14 protein-coding genes and 3 tRNA genes are annotated in these 18,675 nt (G+C 66.9%); 9 read left to right on the forward strand and 8 right to left on the reverse strand.

Going from position 1 to position 18,675, the window contains the following annotated elements:
• Positions 1 to 42 precede the first annotated feature (42 nt).
• From clpP to AC07OH_RS04875, 8 genes are all read left to right on the forward strand, one after another.
• Positions 43 to 651 carry an ATP-dependent Clp endopeptidase proteolytic subunit ClpP gene (gene clpP / locus AC07OH_RS04840; RefSeq protein ID WP_062475843.1) on the forward strand — a complete coding sequence of 203 codons (609 nt, stop codon included), beginning with the start codon at positions 43 to 45 and terminating at the stop codon, positions 649 to 651.
• A 110-nt stretch (positions 652 to 761) separates the two neighbouring features.
• Positions 762 to 2,030, forward strand: a complete 1,269-nt coding sequence (gene clpX / locus AC07OH_RS04845) for an ATP-dependent Clp protease ATP-binding subunit ClpX (RefSeq protein ID WP_062475840.1) — start codon at positions 762 to 764, stop codon at positions 2,028 to 2,030.
• A 15-nt stretch (positions 2,031 to 2,045) separates the two neighbouring features.
• The gene (gene lon / locus AC07OH_RS04850) at positions 2,046 to 4,487 is read left to right on the forward strand and encodes an endopeptidase La (protein ID WP_495299798.1); all 2,442 of its coding nucleotides are present in this window, start codon (positions 2,046 to 2,048) and stop codon (positions 4,485 to 4,487) included.
• 61 nt (positions 4,488 to 4,548) lie between these two features.
• Positions 4,549 to 4,624, forward strand: a tRNA-Gly gene (locus tag AC07OH_RS04855).
• A 63-nt stretch (positions 4,625 to 4,687) separates the two neighbouring features.
• Positions 4,688 to 4,761: transfer RNA gene (locus AC07OH_RS04860), tRNA-Cys, on the forward strand.
• Between the two features lie 98 nt (positions 4,762 to 4,859).
• Positions 4,860 to 4,951 (forward strand) — tRNA-Leu (locus tag AC07OH_RS04865).
• 23 nt (positions 4,952 to 4,974) lie between these two features.
• The gene (locus AC07OH_RS04870) at positions 4,975 to 5,613 is read left to right on the forward strand and encodes a DUF6806 family protein (protein WP_495299799.1); all 639 of its coding nucleotides are present in this window, start codon (positions 4,975 to 4,977) and stop codon (positions 5,611 to 5,613) included.
• Between the two features lie 30 nt (positions 5,614 to 5,643).
• Positions 5,644 to 6,948 carry an MFS transporter gene (locus AC07OH_RS04875; protein WP_495299800.1) on the forward strand — a complete coding sequence of 435 codons (1,305 nt, stop codon included), beginning with the start codon at positions 5,644 to 5,646 and terminating at the stop codon, positions 6,946 to 6,948.
• A gap of 14 nt (positions 6,949 to 6,962) precedes the next feature.
• Here AC07OH_RS04875 and AC07OH_RS04880 read toward each other — a convergent pair whose 3' ends face one another.
• The 7 genes from AC07OH_RS04880 to proV all read right to left on the reverse strand — a co-directional run bounded on the left by AC07OH_RS04880 (position 6,963) and on the right by proV (position 16,012).
• A complete protein-coding gene (locus tag AC07OH_RS04880) occupies positions 6,963 to 9,158 on the reverse strand; it encodes an Ig-like domain-containing domain (protein ID WP_495299801.1) in 2,196 nt (731 codons plus the stop codon).
• An 89-nt stretch (positions 9,159 to 9,247) separates the two neighbouring features.
• Complete coding sequence (locus tag AC07OH_RS04885; protein ID WP_495299802.1) at positions 9,248 to 10,036, reverse strand: PA3715 family protein; 789 nt, start codon at positions 10,034 to 10,036, stop codon at positions 9,248 to 9,250.
• 17 nt (positions 10,037 to 10,053) lie between these two features.
• Positions 10,054 to 10,866: a glutamate racemase gene (gene murI / locus AC07OH_RS04890; RefSeq protein WP_495299803.1), complete on the reverse strand. Its 813-nt coding sequence runs from the start codon at positions 10,864 to 10,866 to the stop codon at positions 10,054 to 10,056.
• On the reverse strand, positions 10,863 to 12,416 hold the full coding sequence (locus tag AC07OH_RS04895) for a fumarate hydratase (protein ID WP_492678709.1): 1,554 nt from the start codon (positions 12,414 to 12,416) through the stop codon (positions 10,863 to 10,865). Before AC07OH_RS04895 ends, murI begins: the two co-directional genes overlap by 4 nt.
• Positions 12,417 to 12,519: 103 nt before the next feature.
• Positions 12,520 to 13,530, reverse strand: coding sequence for a glycine betaine/L-proline ABC transporter substrate-binding protein ProX (proX, locus tag AC07OH_RS04900; RefSeq protein WP_495299804.1), 1,011 nt, complete (start codon positions 13,528 to 13,530; stop codon positions 12,520 to 12,522).
• 22 nt (positions 13,531 to 13,552) lie between these two features.
• Positions 13,553 to 14,737, reverse strand: a complete 1,185-nt coding sequence (gene proW / locus AC07OH_RS04905; RefSeq protein WP_495299805.1) for a glycine betaine/L-proline ABC transporter permease ProW — start codon at positions 14,735 to 14,737, stop codon at positions 13,553 to 13,555.
• Positions 14,738 to 14,758: 21 nt separating this feature from the next.
• On the reverse strand, positions 14,759 to 16,012 hold the full coding sequence (gene proV / locus AC07OH_RS04910) for a glycine betaine/L-proline ABC transporter ATP-binding protein ProV (RefSeq protein ID WP_062475815.1): 1,254 nt from the start codon (positions 16,010 to 16,012) through the stop codon (positions 14,759 to 14,761).
• A 556-nt stretch (positions 16,013 to 16,568) separates the two neighbouring features.
• On the opposite strand from proV, the gene fumC reads away from it, so the two are divergent.
• Entirely contained in the window at positions 16,569 to 17,966 is a 1,398-nt protein-coding gene (gene fumC / locus AC07OH_RS04915) for a class II fumarate hydratase (RefSeq protein ID WP_095947781.1), read from the forward strand.
• Between the two features lie 64 nt (positions 17,967 to 18,030).
• Here the strand turns inward: fumC and AC07OH_RS04920 are convergent, their stop codons facing one another.
• Positions 18,031 to 18,648 carry an NAD(P)-dependent oxidoreductase gene (locus tag AC07OH_RS04920; RefSeq protein WP_495299806.1) on the reverse strand — a complete coding sequence of 206 codons (618 nt, stop codon included), beginning with the start codon at positions 18,646 to 18,648 and terminating at the stop codon, positions 18,031 to 18,033.
• Between the last annotated feature and the right edge of the window lie 27 nt (positions 18,649 to 18,675).

Below are 18,675 nucleotides of genomic sequence, written 5' to 3' on the forward strand. Positions count from 1 at the left end.
TTCAATTAGAGCGAACGAATCCATTTTCCGGAGAGCAAATTCATGAGCGCACAGGAAATTCAAGGCCTCGGCATGATCCCGATGGTCGTCGAGCAGTCGGGCCGCGGCGAGCGGTCGTATGACATCTACTCGCGTCTCCTCAAGGAACGCATCATCTTCCTGGTGGGCGAGGTCAACGACCAGACCGCCAACCTCGTGGTGGCCCAGCTGCTGTTCCTCGAGAGCGAGAACCCGGACAAGGACATTTCGTTCTACATCAACTCCCCGGGCGGTAGCGTGAGCGCCGGCATGGCGATCTACGACACGATGCAGTTCATCAAGCCGTCGGTGTCGACCATGTGCCTGGGCTTCGCGGCCAGCATGGGCGCCTTCCTGCTGGCAGCCGGCGAGAAGGGTAAGCGTTTCTCGCTGCCCAACTCCAAGATCATGATCCACCAGGTGCTGGGCGGCGCACGCGGCCAGGCCACCGACATCGAAATCCATGCGCGCGACATCCTGCGCACCAAGGACCAGATGAACCGCATCCTGGCCGAACGCACTGGCCAGCCGCTGGAAAAGGTCAAGTCGGACACCGAGCGCGACTACTTCCTGACCGCCGACGAGGCCAAGGATTACGGCCTGGTCGACCAGGTCGTCTCCCAGCGCGGTTAATGCCGCCCGGCGCCTCGGGCGCCCAAAAGGCAAAAACGGCGTTTCCCACACGGGAAACGCCGTTTTTGTTTAGTTATCATTGTCCATACCCTGTCACGAGGCAAAAGTCCATGGCCGAAAAAAAAGGCACCTCCAGCGAAAAAACGCTTTATTGCTCGTTCTGCGGCAAGAGCCAGCATGAGGTCAAGAAGCTGATCGCGGGCCCTTCGGTCTTCATCTGCGACGAATGCATCGACCTGTGCAACGAGATCATCCGTGACGAGCTGCCGGCCGGTGAGGAAGCGCGCGACGCGCGCAGCGACCTGCCCACGCCGCTGGAGATCAAGACCAACCTCGACAACTACGTGATCGGCCAGGAGCCGGCCAAGCGCATGCTGTCGGTGGCGGTCTACAACCACTACAAGCGCCTGCGCCACAAGGAAAAGAACACCAAGGGCGACGAGGTCGAGCTCAGCAAGAGCAACATCCTCTTGATCGGCCCCACGGGTTCGGGCAAGACGCTGCTGGCGCAAACGCTCGCGCGCATGCTCGACGTGCCCTTCGTGATGGCCGACGCCACCACGCTGACCGAAGCCGGCTACGTGGGCGAGGACGTCGAGAACATCATCCAGAAGCTGCTGCAAAGCTGCAACTACGAGGTCGAGCGCGCCCAGCGCGGCATCGTCTACATCGACGAAATCGACAAGATCTCGCGCAAGTCCGACAACCCGTCGATCACGCGCGACGTGTCGGGCGAGGGCGTGCAGCAGGCGCTGCTCAAGCTCATCGAAGGCACCATGGCCAGCGTGCCGCCCCAGGGCGGGCGCAAGCACCCGAACCAGGACTTCCTGCAGATCGACACGACCAACATCCTGTTCATCTGTGGCGGCGCCTTTGCCGGCCTCGAGAAGGTCATCGAAAACCGCACCGAGGCCTCGGGCATCGGCTTCGGCGCGGCGGTCAAGAGCAAGGCCCAGCGCAGCATCACCGAGGTGTTCCGCGAAGTCGAGCCCGAAGACCTGATCAAGTTCGGCCTGATCCCCGAACTGGTGGGCCGCATGCCCGTGGTCGCGTCGCTGGCCGAGCTGAGCGAAGACGCGCTGGTGCAGATCCTGACCGAGCCCAAGAATGCGGTGGTGAAGCAGTTCACCAAGCTGCTGCAGATGGAAGGCGTGGACCTCGAAATCCGTCCCGCGGCGCTCAAGGCGATCGCACGCAAGGCTCTGGCCCGCAAGACCGGCGCGCGCGGCCTGCGCTCGATCCTTGAACAGTCGCTGATCGACACCATGTTCGAATTGCCGAACGCGACCAATGTCGACAAGGTGGTGGTCGAGGAATCGACCATCGACGAAAACAAGCCCCCGCTGCTCGTGTACCGCGAAACGGCGAAAAAGGCCTAAAGGACAAGGACGCTCATGTCTGGTCATACCCCATTGCCCCCCGAAGCCCTCGACCTGCCGCTGCTGCCGCTGCGCGACGTCGTGGTGTTTCCCCACATGGTGATCCCGCTCTTCGTGGGTCGCCCGAAGAGCATCAAGGCGCTCGAGCTGGCGATGGAGGCCGAGCGCCGCATCATGCTGGTGGCCCAGAAGGCTGCCGCCAAGGACGAGCCCTCGGTCGAGGACATGTTCGAGGTCGGCTGCGTCTCGACCATCCTGCAGATGCTCAAGCTGCCCGACGGCACCGTGAAGGTGCTGGTCGAAGGCCAGCAGCGCGCCCGCGTGAACCGCATCGATGACGGCGAAACGCACTTCTCGGCCAACGTGACGCCCGTCGAGGCGCCCGAAGGCGGCGAGAAGGGCACCGAGGTCGAGGCGCTGCGCCGTGCGGTGATGCAGCAGTTCGACCAGTACGTCAAGCTGAACAAGAAGATTCCGCCCGAGATCCTCACCTCGATCTCGAGCATCGACGACGCCGGCCGCCTGGCCGACACCATCGCCGCCCACCTGCCGCTCAAGCTCGACAACAAGCAGGCTGTGCTCGACCTGGACGACGTCAAGGCGCGCCTGGAAAACCTGTTCGGCCAGCTCGAGCGCGAAGTCGACATCCTGAACGTCGACAAGAAGATCCGTGGCCGCGTGAAGCGCCAGATGGAGAAGAACCAGCGCGACTTCTACCTCAACGAGCAGGTCAAGGCCATCCAGAAGGAGCTCGGCGAAGGCGAAGAGGGCGCGGACATCGAGGAGATCGAGAAGAAGATCAAGCTCGCCAAGATGTCCAAGGAAGGCCTGAAGAAGGCCGAGGGCGAGCTCAAGAAGCTCAAGCTCATGTCGCCCATGTCGGCCGAAGCCACGGTGGTGCGCAACTACATCGACGTGCTCATCGGCCTGCCGTGGAGCAAGAAGACCAAGATCAAGCACGACCTGGCCAATGCCGAAGCCGTGCTCAACGCCGACCACTACGGCCTCGAGAAGGTCAAGGATCGCATCCTTGAATATCTCGCGGTGCAGCAACGCGTCGACAAGGTGAAGGCACCCATCCTGTGCCTCGTGGGCCCGCCGGGTGTCGGCAAGACCTCGCTGGGGCAGTCGATCGCGAAGGCGACCGGCCGCAAGTACACCCGCATGGCGCTGGGCGGCATGCGCGACGAAGCTGAAATTCGCGGCCACCGCCGCACCTACATCGGCGCGCTGCCGGGCAAGGTGCTGCAGGGGCTGAGCAAGATCGGCACGCGCAATCCGCTGTTCCTGCTCGACGAGATCGACAAGCTGGGCACGGACTTCCGCGGCGACCCGTCGAGCGCGCTGCTCGAGGTGCTCGACCCCGAGCAGAACCACACCTTCGGCGACCACTACGTGGAAGTCGACTTCGACCTGAGCGACGTCATGTTCGTCGCCACCTCGAACTCGATGAACATCCCGCCGGCGCTGCTGGACCGCATGGAAGTCATCCGTCTCTCGGGCTACACCGAGGACGAGAAGACCAACATCGCGATCAAGTACCTGCTGCCCAAGCAGTTGAAGAACAACGGCGTGAAGGACGACGAACTGGCCGTCACCGAATCCGCCGTGCGCGACATCGTGCGCTACTACACGCGTGAAGCCGGCGTGCGTTCGCTGGAGCGCGAGCTGTCCAAGATCTGCCGCAAGGTGGTGAAGGGCCTGCTGCTCAAGCAACTGACGCCCAAGGTCACGGTCGACAGCGAGAACCTCAACGAGTTCCTCGGCGTGCGCAAGTACAGCTTCGGCCTGGCCGAGAAGCAGAACCAGGTCGGCCAGGTGGTCGGCCTTGCATGGACCGAGGTCGGCGGCGATCTGCTGACGATCGAAGCGGTCACCATGCCCGGCAAGGGCGTGATCAGCCGCACGGGTTCGCTCGGCGACGTGATGAAGGAATCGGTCGAAGCCGCGCGCACCGTGGTGCGCAGCCGCTCGCGCCGCCTGGGCATCAAGGACGAGGTGTTCGAGAAGCGCGACATCCACATCCACGTGCCTGATGGCGCCACGCCCAAGGACGGCCCGAGCGCGGGTGCGGCGATGACGACCGCCTTCGTGTCGGCGCTCACCGGCATCCCGGTGCGTGCCGACGTCGCGATGACCGGCGAGATCACGCTGCGCGGCGAGGTCACGGCCATCGGCGGCCTGAAGGAAAAGCTGCTGGCCGCATTGCGTGGCGGCATCAAGACCGTGCTGATCCCCGAAGAGAACGCCAAGGACCTGCAGGACATTCCCGAGAACGTGAAGAACGGCCTCGAGATCGTGCCGGTGAAATGGATCGACAAGGTGCTCGAGATCGCGCTCGAGAAGATGCCCGAACCGCTGTCCGACGAAGAGGTGGCCGCATCGGCTGCTGCGGTGGCCGAACTGGCCAAGCAGCGGGCGGGTGCGCCGCCTTCCGAAGGCTCGGTCAAGCATTGATCGATTGATTGCAGAACTTGTGAAGCCTCAAAAAACTGGTATATAATTTGAGGCTCGAAACGCGGGAATAGCTCAGTTGGTAGAGCGCAACCTTGCCAAGGTTGAGGTCGAGAGTTCGAGACTCTTTTCCCGCTCCAGTTTTGAAAAAGGGAAGCAAGCAGCTTCCCTTTTTTTCGCAGTTCGATTTCGTTATTCAGCGTGGCGCGATAGCAAAGCGGTTATGCAACGGATTGCAAATCCGTCTAGCCCGGTTCGACTCCGGGTCGCGCCTCCACTCTCTCATCAAGACCGATCGGCTCCGATACGCAAGCCCCGCCAACCGACGTTGCCGGGGCTTGTTTCATTTGGGTTATCGTCGATGTTCAACCTGTGGCCCGGATGGTGAAATTGGTAGACACATCGGACTTAAAATCCGCCGCTTCCTTGATCGGGGCATACGGGTTCGACCCCCGTTCCGGGTACCACCATATTTACAAGGGAGTATTTGATGCCTCGCTACAACGCTCCATTTGAGATCCATGTGCATGGCGATGTGCCGCTGCGCGCGGACGCGAGCTTCGAGCAAATCCAGGAGGCGCTGAAGCCGCTCTGGAAATACGCGGGCGCCAAATCGCTGGCCGACGGTGCCACCAGCACCTACGAAGAAGAACCCGGCATTCGCTTCGAGCAAAAGGATCACACGCTGCAGATCTGCTGGACCGTGCCCGGCGACGAAGACTTCCGCCAGGCGCTCGACGAGATGTGCATGGCCCTGAACGAACTCTCCGAGCGCGGCGCCGCCATTGAAGTCACCTTCTACGACACCGATTTCGACGAGGAAGAGGGCGACCCCGGCGAAGAGTCGCGCGACGACTTCCTGATGCTGTTCGTGGGCCCCAACCCGGCCGCGATCATGCAGGTGCAGCGCGACCTGCTGGTCGAAGACGTGGTCAACCTCATGGAACGCCACTTCGACGGCGCCGAGCTGGGCGGCGTGGTCGCCGAGATCGATCGCCTCTTCAGCGACCGTTTCGATGCCCTCGTGAACTCGCTCGAAATCGGCAAGCGTCCGCGCGGTGCCGGTGGGGCCGGCGGCGGCAGCGGTGGTGGTCACGGCGGTGGCCGTCGTCCGCGCCACCTGCACTGATCCTTCACCCCGTCCGGTCCTAAAGGCCGCATGGCCCTGTTCCCAGCCTCCGCGTTGCGCCCCGGCGTGCGCAAGCGCGAGGTGTTCGGCTGGGCGATGTACGACTTCGCGAACTCGGGCTACACCACGGTCGTGATCACGGCGGTGTTCGCCGCCTACTTCGTGGGGGGCATCGCCAAGGGCGCGCCATGGGCCACCTTCGCGTGGACCGCGGCCCTCAGCACCTCGTATGCCATCGTGATGTTCACGATGCCCGCCATCGGCGCCTGGGCCGACCTGCGCGCCGCCAAGAAGCGCGTGCTGGTCATGACGACCGCGGGCTGCGTGCTCGCCACCGCGGCGCTCGCGCTCACGCCGGGCTTCGCGGGCGGGGCGATGGGCGTCGCGCTCGCGGTGGCGCTGGTGATCGTCTCCAACGCGTTCTACTCCTACGGCGAGTCGCTGACGGGCGCCTTCCTGCCCGAGCTGGCGACGGCCGAAGGCATGGGCAAGGTGAGCGGCTGGGGCTGGGCCTTCGGCTATGTCGGCGGCATGCTGGCGCTGGGGTTGTGCCTGGCCTACGTGCTGTGGTCGCAGGCGCGCGGGTTGCCGGCGGCGCACTTCGTGCCGGTCACGATGCTGATCACCGCGGCGATCTACGGCGTGGCCGCCTGCGTCACCTTCGCGCTGCTGCCCGAACGCGCCGTGCCGCAGGTCAGTCGCGGCGAGGACAGCGCCTGGCGGCAATTGCGCGCCACGTTCCAGCAGGCGCGCGCCTACCGCGACTTCATGTGGCTGCTGGTCTGCACCGTCTGCTACCAGGGCGGCGTGGCGGTCGCAATCACGCTGGCCGCGATCTACGCGGAGCAGGTGATCGGCTTCGTCGCGAGCGAGACGATGGTGCTGATCTTCGTGCTCAACATCGCGGCCGCGCTCGGCGCTTTCGCCTTCGGCTACGTGCAGGACCGCATCGGCCACAAGGTGTCGCTGGCCGCGACGCTGCTCGCGTGGATCGCGGTGTGCGTGATTGCCGCGTGGGTCACGACCAAGGGCGGCTTCTGGTGGGCCGCCGCGATCGCGGGGCTGGCGATGGGCTCGAGCCAGTCGGCCGGGCGCGCGATGACGGGCTACCTTGCACCGCCGCAGCAGCTGGCCGAATTCTTCGGCCTCTGGACCTTCGCCACGCGCCTGGCCAGCATCATCGGCCCGCTGAGCTTCGGTGCCATCACCTGGGCCACCGGCGGCAACCAGCGCATCGCGATCCTCTCGACGGCCGTGCTGTTCGTCGGCGGGCTGTTGCTGCTGCTGCCGATCGACATGCAACGCGGCCGCAAGGCCGCACTGCAGGCGCGCTAGTTACTCAACGACGCTCAGGGCAGCTTGTCGCCGAACAGGCTGTCGCGCGTGAGCGGGTAGCCGGCTTCCGGCGCATAGCGCTTGATCCAGTTGTCGGGGTTCTTCACGCGCGTCGCGAAAGCCGCCAGGTCCGAGCGATCGAGCGAGCCGTTGTAGATCGCGTTGGTCTGGTTGGCCGGGCTCACGGTGAAGCTGAACGCCGTGCCGGCCGTCGTGAGTGCATCGGGAATCGTGCCGGCGGCGCCGCCGAGCGTGATGCTCGCCAGGTAGTTGCCGACCGCCGTGATCTTGCCGGCCTTGCCTTCGCCCAGGCCTTCGATCGTGCCGCCCGCGATGGCGTAGACGGTTTCCGACTTGCCGATACCACCCGGCGAGCCCAGCGTGAAGCCCTTGTCCGCGATCGGGCTGCCCACGACGTCGGTCTGGATCGTCACGATGGTGCCGGCCGGCAGGTTCTGGTTCGCGGTCCAGAAGAAGGCCGTCTCGTTGGTGATGTCGGTGAACTCGGCCGCGTCCTTCTTGCGGTCGCGGTCGGTGAACAGCACCTGCGTGCCGCCGTTCACCGCCTTCAGCAGCACGAAGGCATAGGCGTCGGGTGCCTCGGCGTTGGCGGCCATGAAGAGCAGGTCGCCGGCCGCCAGCGGCGTGGGCACGCCGGCCGTCGTGAAGCCCAGCGTCGCCGTGTCGTGGATGCCCGCGAAGGCGTTGCCGGCGGCGTCGGTGATGGCGTCGGCATCGACCGTGACGTAGTAGCCGGCATTCATCGCGAGCTTGGCCGTGGGCACCAGCGTCAGCACGTTGAACGCCACCTGCACGCGCGCGGCGGGGCTGTTGGCGTGGAAGGTCTCGACCACCGCGCCGTCGGCCGCATGCAGCACGATGCGCCCGGACCCGAGGCGCACCGCCTCGTTGAACGACAGGATGATCGAGGTGTCGAGGTTGACGCCCACGCGGCCGGCCGGCGGCGACGCCTTCTGCAGCTTCGGTGCGGCCGTGTCGACCCACGGCGCGCCCAGGCGCACGACGAAGCCGTCGAACTTCTGCTCGGCGGCGGGCAGGTCCTTCGAGGCCGTCTTGCCGTCCCACTTGGTGTCGCCGTTGTCCAGCAGCAGCTGCACCTGCGTGCCGGCCTTCACTGGGCCCGGCACCTCGACGACCGATTCGAAGCTGCCGCCCGTGGCCTTGCGCAGCGCGTCGAGGTCGTTCGACAGCTCGACCGGTGCGCTGTTCGGGTTGCCGTCCCAGGCGAACAGGGCGAAGTTGCGGTCGACCTCCGGCACCGCGGCGCCCGCCGGGCCCGCGACGATCAGGTAGTTGCCGTCGGTGCCCTTGTCGATCGAGCGGATGCCGCGGCCGCCCAGCTCCAGTTCGATGGGCGCGCCGAAGACGGCCTGCGTGGCGGTACCGGCCATCAGCGCGGCGTGGTTCTGCAGCGGCACGATCAGCGCCTTGGCGCGCACCGAGGCGCCGGTCTGCGGCGCGCGAAAGCCCAGCCACAGGGCGGCGTCGCCCGGCGCGCTGGTCAGGCCTTCGATCGAGAAGCCGTCGATGCGCTCTGGCACGACGCCGGCAGCGGCCGACACGGCAAAGCCGAAGTGGTCGGCGCCGAGCCCGTGGGCGTTGCCTTTGTCCCAGGCGATGAGCTGCGCTTCGAGCAGCGAGAACTGGCCCACGTAGTCGAAGGTGGTGGCCGCGCCGGTGCCGCCGACCTTCACCGCGAAGAGGTGTGAACGGTCGGCCGCTGCGTCGCCGCCGTCCTTCTTGTTGCTGTTGGAGCCGGTGAAGTACAGCGTGTCGCCAATGCGCGTGCCGGCTTCGAGGTCGAGTTCCTTGGCGAGCTTGGGGCCTTCGAGCTTGTAGCTCCATTCCTTCACCGCGGCGCCGCCGGCGCGCGGGTATACGCGCAGCACGTTTGCTTCGTCGTCCGCCACCAGCATGAAGTCGCCGGGCAGGGCGAGGGCGGTCGATGCGTCCGACGAGCCTTCGGTGGTGCCTGCGTTGGGCGTGAACTGCGCCTTCGACACGAGCTGGTCGGGCTCGGGCTGCACCACGGCGGGTGGCGTGGTCGGCGGCGGGTTGGCGACCGGCGGGAAGAACCCGCTGAAGCCGCCGCCGTCACCGCCGCCGCAGGCCGCCAGCAGGATCGAGAGGGTGCCGGCGAGCAGCATGGGGCGGAAGGGAATGCGGGTCGGGTGGGAAAGCGAACTCATGGTGCGTGGCCGTTCTTTGGAACAAACCGCGCATGCTGTTGCTTTCGTATGACGGGTCCGTGAATGACCCGCCGGGTTTCAAGTGCGCCTCAGGGCGTTTGCTGCAGCGGCTTGGGCGCCTTGTAGCGCTCGCCGTCGTAGCGCAGCGTCACGGTGCTGAATTTGGCGGGCAGCGCTTTTTCGACGCAGCCCTGGTCTTCCTGTTCCTGCGCGCGGCTTTGCACCAGCGTGCGCGACAGCTGCAGGTCGGCCAGGCCGTTGCTCGTGGTGCGGGCGACCGACAGCATGGTGCGCAGCTTCTCGAAGTGGCCGGTGCAGGTGGCGTCCCAGCCGCCGTTGTCGTGGTCGAGCTCGATCTCCTGCAGCACCTGGCGCAGCTTGTTGCCGTGCTGCACGTACAGGCGCACGGTCTCGCTGGCCTGCGGGCCCGAGGTCGTGCTGTTGCCGCGGTAGCGCACGCGCAGGCCGAAGGCGCGCGTGTCGGGCGACAGCACATAGCGCGAGGTGTCGACGCGGATTTCCTGGATCGAGGTGGTGGCGTCTTCATCGAGCGCCTCGGGCAGGAAGATCCGCCCGATCACCGTGTCGCGGTCGGTGTTGCCGTTGTCGGGCCGCTGGATCAGCAGCAGCGCGAGGTCGAAGACCTTGGCGCCCTTGTCCGTGGTCTCGCGCGGCATGGGCAGCACCACGATGCTGCGGCCGGGAAACGCCGGCCAGACCTTGCAGGCGGCCAGCCGCTCATCGAGCGGCTGCTTCGGATAGAGCTTGGCGTGCATGCGCTCGGCCAGCCCGCTTTCGCAGGCGGCGTGGCCCAGGCCGGCGGCCGAGGCCAGGCCCAGCAGGACCAGTGCATGACGCAGAAAGAAGAGGGCGCGCATTTGCTGGTGAGTGGATGTCAGGCTGCGTTCGCCGCCGGCACCGAAGCGCCTTGCACGCGCGCGGGTAACCAGCGCGCCGCGGCGGCTTCGAGCACCGCCAGGACGCCGCTGCTCTCGAGCACCAGAGCGCCTTCGCCGTTGTCATCTGCCAGCCGGCCGAGCGATGTCAGCACGCGGCGCGTCTGCTGCGCGACCGGTGCGCCGGTGTCGATGAAGCGCAGCGTCGGCGGTGCGTGGCGCTGCAGTTCGTCTTTCACGAGCGGATAGTGCGTGCAACCGAGCACCACGGTGTCGACCTCGCCTGGCCCGTCGCCGAAGGGGCCTGCTTCCGCCATGTAGCGCTCGCACAGCGCGGCGATGCCGGGGTTGTCGAAGCCTTCGATGGCCTTCACGAGGCCGTCGCACGGCACGGGCCGCACGGTCGTCGCGCCTGCAAAGGAATCGCGCAGCGCTGCATACCGGGCGCTGGCCAGCGTGCCGCGCGTGGCCAGCACCGCGATGTGGCCCGTGCGGCTCGTCGCCACGGCGGGCTTGAGCGCCGGCTCCAGGCCCACGATGGGCAGCGAGGGAAATTCGGCGCGCAGCACGTGGATCGCCGCCGTGGTGGCCGTGTTGCAGGCCACCACCAGCGCCTTGATGTCGTGCGCACGCAGCAGGTGTTCGACCACCTGGCGCGAGTGCGCGATGACGTAGGCGTCGCCGCGCTCGCCATACGGCGCGTTCGCGGTGTCGGCGAAGTAGACGAAGCGTTCCGTCGGCAGCTCGGCCTGCAGCGCGGCGAGCGTGCTCAGCCCCCCGACGCCGCTGTCGAACACGCCGACCGGGTTCAAGCGACTTCCAGCGGAATGGTCTTGAACTCGCCGCTGGCGATGCGCTTTTGCCACTCGGCCGGGCCGGTGATGTGCGCGCTGGTGCCGCCGGCATCGACCGCCACCGTCACGGGCATGTCGACCACGTCGAATTCGTAGATGGCTTCCATGCCCAGGTCCGCAAAGCCCACGACCTTGGCGGTCTTGATGGCCTTGCTCACGAGGTAGGCGGCGCCGCCCACGGCCATGAGGTAGGCGCTCTTGTGCTTCTTGATGGCCTCGATGGCGACCGGGCCGCGCTCGGCCTTGCCGATCATGGCGATCAGGCCGGTTTCGGCCAGCATCATCTCGGTGAAGCCGTCCATGCGCGTGGCGGTGGTCGGGCCGGCGGGGCCCACGGCTTCGTTGCCGACCGGGTCGACCGGGCCGACGTAGTAGATGACGCGGTTCGTGAAATCGACCGGCAGCTTCTCGCCCTTGGCCAGCATGTCCTGGATGCGCTTGTGCGCGGCATCGCGGCCCGTGAGCATCTTGCCGTTCAGCAGGATCGTGTCGCCCGGCTTCCAGCTGGCGACTTCGGCGGGCGTGAGCTTGTTCAGGTCGACGCGCTTGCTCTTCTTTTCGTCGGGGGCCCAGTTCACGTCGGGCCACAGGTCCAGCGACGGCGGATCGAGGTAGACCGGGCCGCTGCCGTCCATCACGAAGTGCGCGTGGCGCGTGGCCGCGCAGTTGGGGATCATCGCCACGGGCTTGCTGGCCGCGTGCGTGGGGTACATCTGGATCTTGACGTCGAGCACGGTGGCCAGGCCGCCCAGGCCCTGCGCGCCGATGCCCAGGGCATTGACCTTCTCGAACAGTTCGAGGCGCAGCGCCTCGACCTTGCTGAGCTCGGCGCCCGAGGCGGCCTTGGCCTGCAGCTCGTGCATGTCCAGGTCGTCCATCAGGCTTTCCTTGGCCATCAGCGCGGCCTTCTCGGCCGTGCCGCCGATGCCGATGCCCAGCATGCCGGGCGGGCACCAGCCGGCGCCCATGGTCGGCACGGTCTTGAGCACCCAGTCGACCACGCTGTCGCCGGGGTTCAGCATGACCAGCTTGCTCTTGTTCTCGCTGCCGCCGCCCTTGGCGGCCACCGTCACTTCGACGGTGTTGCCGGGAACGATCTCGGTGAAGATCACCGCGGGCGTGTTGTCCTTGGTGTTCTTGCGATCGAACTGCGGGTCGCCCACGACCGAGGCGCGCAGCGTGTTGTCGGGGTGGTTGTAGCCGCGGCGCACGCCTTCGTTGATGGCGTCGTCCAGCGAACCGGTGAAGCCGCCCCAGCGCACGTCCATGCCCACCTTGAGGAACACGTTGACGATGCCGGTGTCCTGGCAGATCGGGCGGTGGCCCGTGGCGCTCATCTTGCTGTTGGTCAGGATCTGCGCGATGGCGTCCTTGGCGGCGGGACTCTGCTCGCGCTCGTAGGCCTTGGCCAGGTGGGCAATGTAGTCCGCGGGGTGGTAGTAGCTGATGTACTGGAGCGCGGCGCTGATCGATTCGATCAGGTCGGCCTGCTGGATCGTGGTCGTCATGGTGGGGAGTCTTCTTGGAGGGGGAACGCCCTCGATTATCTCAGCCACCAATACCGCAGGCCGGCGCCGGGCGAAAGGGCGCCGGCGCGGGTGTGAGTCGGTGTTACCGGGCGGCGGCGCGCGCCTGCGCAATCCACCCGTCGAACGTCGCCTGGTGCACGCGAATCCACCCGTCGGTGTGGCGCGTCACGTCCTGCATGCTGTTCGCGCCTTCGCTCATGCGCAGGTTCTGCGCGTTGATGTCGCTGATCGGCAGCTTCATCACCTCGAACAGGCGGCCGGCGGCGGGGTTCTTCTCGATGAAGGCCCGGTTGGCGACGATGCGCTGCTCGTTGGCCAGGAAGCCGTAGTTGCGGCCATTGGGCAAGCGGGTGTCGACCTGCGCGCCGGCCTGCGCGGGCGAGAAGGGCACCTGCAGCCAGACCACGTCGGCGCCCGGGCGCAGCACGGCGCTGACCCAGTAGGGCGTCCAGGTGTAGTAGAGGATCGGCTTGTCCTGCTTGAAGCGCGCGATGGTGTCGGCCATGAGCGCGGCGTAGCTGCCCTGCTTGTGGGTCACGCTGTCGCGCAGCTGGTAGGCGCTCAGGTGGCCCTCGATGGCCAGTTCGCAGCCCCAGCCGGGGTTGCAGCCGGTGAGGTCGGCCTTGCCGTCGCCGTCGGCATCGAACAGCTTGGCGATGGCCGGGTCTTTCAGCTGCGCGAGGTTCGTGATGTTGTATTGCTCGGCGGTTTTGCGGTCGATCAGGTAGCCCTGCACCGCGCCGTCGGAGTACGTGCCCTGGCGCCACAGCTTGGCGTCGCCGCCGCTGTTCTTGTAGAAGTCGGCGTGCAGCAGGCTCCAGTGGTTGGCCATGAAGGTGGCGTCGCCGTTGGCAATGGCCAGGTGCTCGGTGGCGGGCTCCAGGTCTTTCATCGGCTCGACCTTGTAGCCGAGCTTTTCGAGCGCGCGCATCACCAGCAGCGTCTGGAAGGCTTCCTCGGCGAGCGAGCTTTTCAGCGGCTGCACGGTGATGCCCTGGCCGGGCAGGTCGTTGGCGGCCTGTGCGGTCGCTCCGAAGGCGACGAAGCCCAGCGCCAGGAGGCTGCGGGCGAAGAGGAGGCGGGTGGTCTTCATGCGTGGATGTCCTCCGTGACGGTCAGTGCGCTGGCGTGGAAGGGGCGGGCACGGCGTCGTCGGCGTGCGCGCCGCGCGAGGGCGTGCCGACAAGACGCTGCAACGTGCGCAGCGCAAGGCCGGCCGGTCCCGTGTACCACCAGCGATGGCCGGCGCTGCGGCGCGACTTGCCCATGGCCTGTGTCAGGCGGTCCAGCGTGATCGCCAGCAGCACGATGCCCAGGCCGCCGACGGTGGCCAGGCCCATGTCGAGCCGGCCGATGCCGCGCAGCACCATCTGGCCGAGGCCGCCCACGGCGATCATCGAAGCGATCACCACCATCGACAGCGACAGCATCAGCGCCTGGTTGATGCCCGCCATGATCGACGGCATCGCCAGCGGCAGTTTCACCTTCACGAGCATCTGCCAGGGCGAGGCGCCGTAGGCACGCGCGGCCTCGATGAGGTCGGGGCGCACCTGGCGCAGGCCGAGGTTGGTCAGGCGCACCAGCGGGGCGAGCGCGAAGACGATGGTCACGATCACGCCCGGCACGTTGCCGATGCCGAACAGCATCACCACCGGCACGAGGTACACGAAGGCCGGCGTGGTCTGCATGGCGTCGAGCACCGGGCGCATCACGCGCTGGGCACGGTCGTTGCTGGCCAGCAGCACGCCCAGCGGCAGGCCGATGACCATGCAGAACACCAGCGAGGTCAGCACCAGCGACAACGTGACCATGGCCTCGGGCCAGATGCCCAGCACGGTCACCAGCATCAGCGACACGACGGTGCCGACGGCCAGCGCGCGGCCGGCGAACTGCCAGGCGAGCAGGCCGATGAGCGCGATCATCGGCAGCGCGGGCAGGGCGGTGAGCAGGCCCTGCACCGAGTTGAGCGTGCTGTCGATCGGCAGGCGCACGGTTTGGAAGAAGGGGCGGAAGTGCTCCACCACCCAGCCCAGGCCCTGGTTGATCCAGGCCTCGACGGGCAGCGAGCCGTCCCACAGGCGGTGCAGCGCGAAGCCATTGGTGGCGGTGTCGGCCTGCCCCGCGAGGGCGTGCGCGGTGTTCGCCGACGCGTCGAGCCAGGCGCTGGCGGTCGAGGTGTCAGGTGCGGCCGAGATGGCTTCCCACGGATCGAGGGCAACAGGGGGCGCGGCGGGCGTGTCCAGGACGGGGGTGTCCAGCAGGGGCGCGTTCAGGTCGGAAGGCAATGTGGTGTCGTTCATCGTTCAAGGTCCTTCGTGAATTCAGTGCGGCTCGGCGGCGAGTGCGGGCGCGGCATGCGGCGAGACGGGTTCGATCGGCGGCGTGTCGCGGTCGAGGAAGCGCAGCAGCGTCGTCTTGCTGATCGCGCCGCAGAAGCGGCCGTCGCCGGCCACGACCGGCAGCGCGCACGGTGCCTGCGCGAGCTGGCCGATCAGGCCGGCCACGGGGGCCTCGGCGTCGATGCGCGGCAGGTCCTCGAGGAAGGCGTGCTGCAGTCCGAGCGGGCCCGAATGCCCGTCGAGCGCACCGCGCAGCGTGTCGGCCGACACCACGCCCAGGAAGCGCTTGGTCGGGCTGGTCACGTAGGCAAAGTCGCGGTCCTGGTCTTCAAGCAGCTTGAGCGCCGCGCGCGCGCCGCGCTCGGGGTGCTCGCACACCACGGTGAGCGACTTGCGCGCGATGTCGGCCGCCTTGAACACCGCCGCCGCGTCCACGCCGCGCACGAAGCTGCGCACGTAGTCGTCGGCGGGGGTGCGCAGGATCTCGTCGGGCGTGCCGACCTGGATCACGTGGCCGTCCTTCATGATCGCGATGCGGTCGCCGATGCGCATGGCTTCGTCCAGGTCGTGCGAGATGAAGACGATGGTGCGCCGCTGCACCTGCTGCAACCGCAGCAGCTCCGACTGCATCTCGGTGCGGATGATCGGGTCGAGCGCCGAAAAGGCTTCGTCCATCAGCAGGATCGACGGGTCGGACGCCAGCGCGCGCGCCAGGCCCACGCGCTGCTGCATGCCGCCCGAGAGCTCGTCGGGGTAGCTGTCGCCCCAGCCCGAAAGGCCCACCTGCGCCAGCGCCAGGTCGGCCTGCGCGAGGCGGTCTTTCTTGCGCGTGCCCGACAGCTCCAGGCCGAAGGCGGTGTTCTCGCGCACCGTCATGTGCGGCATGAGCGCGAACGACTGGAACACCATGCTGATGTCCTTGCGGCGCAGCGCGCGCAGCTTGCTGTCGGAGTGCTCGTTGATGTCGGCGCCGTCGATCACGATGCGCCCGGCGGTCGGCTCGATCAGCCGGTTCAACAGGCGCACCAGCGTCGACTTGCCCGAGCCCGACAGGCCCATGATCACGAAGATCTCGCCGGCCTGGATCTCGAAGGTGGCATCGAACACGCCGATCGACTGGCCGGTCTTCGCCAGGATTTCCTTCTTGGAAAAACCTTGGCGGACCAGCTCGAGGGCTTGTTCGGGCGAATCGCCGAACACCTTGAAGACATGGTCGATGAGAATTCCTTTGGCCATATGCCGGGGCTCCTTGAGTGAAGGGTGGACACAGCACCGCCCCGGAGGGCGGCAACGGCCACGCCATCAGCCCGATGAGGGAGCTGCCCGACAGCGCGCATGAAGATTGCGCATGCGCATGCAATGGCCCGGCGAGCCCCGAGGGCTGCCGACAGGCACTGAAGACGACTTGGCGACGAAGCCAGTGCCCGCCGGATGCTTCATTCGCAGACAACGGGCCTGGTCGAGGGGCGCCGCCTGGATGAGCGTGACGTGGCAATGGGGCCGGAAAAAAGATCCGGCCGGTTTGCCGGGCTGGGCCCGGCGTGAAGGGCCTTGCACCGCGACGGGATTCACAGATCCGCGAGTAGTGCAAGGGTGACCAATATGACTTGTTGGTCGTCGGAAGCCGCTAATTATAACTTTTTGGCATGACGCGAGTCAACCCGCAGGCGTATCGTGTCTGTGGGACCCGGGCGAAAGGCCTCGTCAGATGCGAGCCATTCTTATCGAGACCATACTCGGCATCGCGCCCGATAAGCGGCGCAACCATCCAAGACTGCGGAGCCTTTTTCTCATGACGACTTCTCCCAAGACCCGTGCCGAGCGCGACACCTTCGGCCCGATCGACGTGCCGGCTGACAAGCTGTGGGGCGCGCAAACGCAGCGCTCGCTGCAGAACTTCGACATCTCCGGCGAACAGCAGCCGCGCGAGATCATCAAGGCGCTGGCCCAGGTCAAGCGCGCGTCGGCGGTGGTCAACCATGCGCTGGGCCTGCAGGATGAAAAGAAGACGCACGCCATCGTGGCCGCGGCCGACGAGGTCATCGCCGGCAAGCACCCGGGCGAGTTCCCGCTCGTGGTCTGGCAGACCGGCTCGGGCACGCAGAGCAACATGAACGTCAACGAGGTGCTGGCCAACCGCGCCAGCGAACTGCTCGGCGGCGAGCGCGGGGAAGGGCGCCTCGTGCACCCGAACGACGACGTGAACCGCAGCCAGTCGAGCAACGACGTGTTCCCGACCGCCATGCACGTGGCGGCCGTGGAAGCCATCACGCACAAGCTGCTGCCCGCCATCGCCAAGCTGCGCGGCACGCTGGCGAAGAAGGCCGAAGACTTCGCCGACATCGTGAAGATCGGCCGCACCCACCTGCAGGACGCCACGCCGCTCACGCTGGGCCAGGAGTTCTCGGGCTACGTGGCGCAGCTGGCGCACGGCGAGGCGCATGTGCGCGCCGCGCTGCCGCACCTGTGCGAACTGGCGCTGGGCGGCACGGCCGTCGGCACCGGGCTCAATGCGCCCAAGGGCTACGCGGAGCAGGTCGCGGCCGAACTGGCGAAGCTCACGAACCTGCCGTTCGTGACCGCGCCGAACAAGTTCGAAGCCATGGCCAGCGTCGACGCGCTGGTGCATGCCCACGGCGCGCTCAAGACGCTCGCCGCCAGCATGAACAAGATCGCCAACGACGTGCGCTGGCTCGCGAGCGGCCCGCGCAGCGGCATCGGCGAACTGAGCATTCCCGAGAACGAACCGGGCTCGTCGATCATGCCGGGCAAGGTCAACCCGACCCAGAGCGAGGCCGTGACGATGCTGGCCGCGCAGGTGTTCGGCAACGACGTGGCCATCAACATCGGCGGCGCCTCGGGCAACTTCGAGCTGAACGTGTTCCGCCCGATGGTGGCGCACAACTTCCTGCAGAGCGTGCGCCTGCTGGCCGACGGCATGGTGAGCTTCAACGACCACTGCGCCGTGGGCATCGAGCCGAACCGCGAACGCATCACGGAGCTGGTGCAGCGCTCGCTGATGCTGGTGACGGCGCTGAACACGCACATCGGCTACGACAAGTCGGCCTACATCGCGAAGAAGGCGCACAAGGAAGGCACGAGCCTGCGCGAAGCGGCGATTGCGTCGGGGCACCTCACGGCCGAGCAGTTCGATGCGTGGGTGGTGCCGGAGAACATGACCGGTCGCTGATTCGTTCGGCAGCCCTCATGAAAAAAGGACCCGCGAGGGTCCTTTTTCGTTGCCGGCCGATCGATCAGTAGCCGATCGTGTAGCGCTGGCGCGAGTGCGCGGGCTTCTCGAGCTCGTCGATGAACGCGATCGCGTAGTCCTCGAACGTGATCCAGCTGCGGCCTTCGGCGCTCACGAGCAGGTCGTCCTTGCCCAGGCGGAACTTGCCGGTGCGCTCGCCTTCGACGAATTCGGCGGAGGGCGACAGGAAGGTCCAGTCGAGGTCCTTCTCGTTGCGCAGCGCATCGAGGAACACGCCGCCTGCGGTGGCTTCGGCGCGGTAGGCATCGGGGAAGTTCGGCGTGTCGATCACCTTCAGGCCGGGCGCTGCGAACAGGCTGCCGGCGCCGCCGACCACCAGCAGGCGCTTCACGCCCGCGCGCTTCACGGGCTCGATGACGGCCGCGGGCGGCACGGTGGCGAAGTGCGCGGCGCTGAACACGGCGTCATGGCCGGCCACGGCCTTTTCGAGGGCGGCGGCGTCGAGCGCGTCGACATCCACGGCCTTCACGTTGGCGCGGCCCGACAGCTTCTCGCTGGCCTTGCGCGCGATGGCGGTGACGGTGTGGCCGCGGCGCAGTGCTTCTTCGAGAAGGCGACCGCCGGCACGTCCGGTGGCGCCGAGGATGGCGATGTGGCTCATGAGGGACTCCAGTCAAAAGTTGGGAAG

It is taken from the genome of Variovorax sp. GW821-FHT10C12 (assembly GCF_059415405.1).